This window comes from Anaerophilus nitritigenes (genome assembly GCF_004138215.1).
GTDB classification, from domain to species: domain Bacteria; phylum Bacillota; class Clostridia; order Peptostreptococcales; family Thermotaleaceae; genus Anaerophilus; species Anaerophilus nitritogenes.
In genome coordinates this window covers 1-2,387 of the sequence record NZ_RYYS01000110.1, presented here as the reverse complement: position 1 = coordinate 2,387, position 2,387 = coordinate 1, and the positions used below count along the sequence as shown (strand labels likewise).

Below are 2,387 nucleotides of genomic sequence, written 5' to 3'. Positions count from 1 at the left end.
AACAAATATATTTTACATATAATGTAAAGTAGACTCAATTTACACGAATGGCTGCCCTACCCCTTAATGGGTTTCGGCCACGATTTATGGCATGCATTTCAATTAAATTTATAGATAAAATAGTCTATTGCTTAGAAGTACCATATATGAAGGGTTAAGGAACTCTATTCCAGTATTTGGAGTCCTATTGTACTTTTTACACGAATGGTTGCCATGCACCTAAAAGAGTTATTTTTTATTTTCTTTCAAAAGCAATTTTTCTTGCAAAATGGGGCTTTTTTTATGCAAGATTCATATTCATTTCATGAAATTCACCCTATTTTTTAGCTTTAAGGCCTTGTGAAATCTCTGTGAGTGAGTAGTGTGCTAGTGTGCAGCTAATTGGATACTACTGTAAATATAGTAACACAATTTGTATTTTGTTACTTTTAGTGACCTTTTTTCATAAAAAGGGTCTCGCCAACATTTCCGACAAATCCCACGTTAAGGAATTAAATGGACAAAAAACTTAATTTTAACTCACGCTAAGCATTAAAAAACTGTCACTTAAAGTCCACAGTAGCTTTTTTGACACCACAAAATATAAAAACAATACTTTTGTGTTATCAAAAACTAATGTTCCAAAATGTAGGCATATTGTGACTTATAGGCTTAGAGTGGTTTTTGTCGGTTTTGATGGCTATACCCCATACGGGCTTATTTTTAAAAAACCTAGCATTTTACAGGCAATTGATTATGTTTTTTTATTTAGTACCTTCTCACTCTCTATATTAATACTACAAGGAGGTTATTTTGACAATCCTATATATTTATATTCATCTATTTTTTCAATTTGAAAATTATTAACCCTATTACTAATATAATAATCATCTTATATTCTAAAGCTTGAGATAAAAAAGAACTTTTATATTTCAAGAAATAAACATAATCAATTAAAATTACACAAGAAATAATAATTAATATTATATATAAGCATTTATTCATAATCATATTATCAATCTCCTTTAAATTTTTATATTAAACATAGTTTAACATTAATAAAAAACTCTTGCAGAAAATTTCGCAAGAGTTTTTTATTGATGTTAAACTATCTATTTTTACTTAATTATTTAGAACATGTATAATCCATGTCTATTAAATCCCAGCCTTCAAACTCTACTACTTCATCAGTATCAAACGCTTTCATTTTACAATATTTATATTTCATATCAATTTTAACTTTTTTAATACCATGATTTTGCATTATGGGGTAGTAGGAGCATCCGTGCATCCAGGGGCAAAATAGATTCCATTTAATGTAAATGCTTCTGGAAAAGAATCAGGAGCTTATCCACTAACTTACTATATTCTCAAAAGGTATTCTTTCATGCATATCCAAATTAAAATATCCATAAGGGTTAATATGTGTATATATTAGTGGTGTGAGTACTCTCAAATCTTCAGGAGTCATTAAATCATACCATTTTTTTTGTGATAAAACTTGTTGGATCATAAGGGTATTGATATAGACAAGACAATTTTGTAGTAGATGCAAACTTAATACAGCAATCTCTTGATCTTCAATCCTATTGGTAGATATTTCTCCGCCCTTTCCATAGAAAATAAAGCTATTTGCACTATTCCAGTTTTCAACAACATTAAGTCCTGCATTAATTTCCTTACGAAGTTCTTCTGAATCTAGATATTTGCAAAGAAATATGGTCTTTACTGCTTTTCCAAGTTCAGCAAGTGCTAAATAAGTTGGATGCTTAAGATTATTTCTAGTAAACCTTTTTAATATGGCTTCTGTTTCAGCAGTACCTAATCTAAGTGCTGTTGCGTATTTTATCATTTGGTCATATTGCTGACGTATTAGATCCCAGTTTATAGGCCTTGTAAGTATTGGTTTTAAATTCTGAAAAACATCACCCATGCCAGTCTCTGGTCTATAGAGTTTTTGCTTATTGATAGCTTTAAGTCTTGGCATCAGCTGGAATCCAAGCAAATGACAAAAAGCAAATGCTACTTCACTTTGACCATGTGAATCAACGTAATTTCTTTCTATTTCCATATCTGTACAATGTCTTAGAAGACCTTCTATCATTGCAGAAACCTCAGAAGATGAACAGGATTTTAGTTGTGAATATACACAAGTAGAATTTTTGTCAACATGCCAGTATATCATGACTCCACGACCACGATATCGAATATGCCACTCTGTCATTAGGTTTTGATCCCACGAAGCAAATTTCTTTGAATCTGATGCACACGAAGTTGTTCCATCTCCCCAGATATCTTGAATACGACTCTTGAGAATATTATTTACAACAGCAGAAATAGCATTTCTTAAGTTATCCTTATTAATAAATTTTCTTCTGATATAAAGTAAATCTTGATAGTTTTCACCA

Annotated in this window: 1 protein-coding gene; it reads right to left on the bottom strand. The window is 30.6% G+C overall.

The window, feature by feature from the left end:
- Window positions 1-1,333 precede the first annotated feature (1,333 nt).
- The coding region (locus EK368_RS14605) for a Tn3 family transposase (RefSeq protein ID WP_165000482.1) at window positions 1,334-2,387 on the bottom strand (1,054 nt) is incomplete at its 5' end.